The 233-nt window shown below is 37.3% G+C and carries 1 protein-coding gene; it reads right to left on the bottom strand.

Annotated features, from left to right (window positions below):
- Nucleotides 1–233, bottom strand: a 233-nt coding sequence (locus tag SB658_RS27780) for a substrate-binding domain-containing protein (protein WP_410603810.1), incomplete at both ends; no start/stop codon positions are given.

Raw genomic sequence — 233 nt, 5'->3', positions numbered from 1 at the left:
GTTGCTTCTGACCTTTATATTCTTGTGTTCCCCTCAATATAGCAACATGAACGTCCCCTTCATAAAATTGCTTTTGTACTTCACTACTCCAGCCAGTAAACAGCGATATTTTCACAGAAGGGTATTTATGTACAAACTTCTTCAAAACAGGAGGAAGCCAATATTGACCAATAACTGATGCAACAGCTATTTTTAACGTTCCATGAGTTTCTGTTCTAAAAACAGCTAGCTCA

Source organism: Bacillus sp. SIMBA_008, assembly GCF_046535495.1.
Classification (GTDB): Bacteria; Bacillota; Bacilli; order Bacillales; family Bacillaceae; genus Bacillus; species Bacillus subtilis.
Note: the sequence above shows the minus strand (reverse complement) of the source record. Positions and strands in the feature narration are given on the sequence as shown.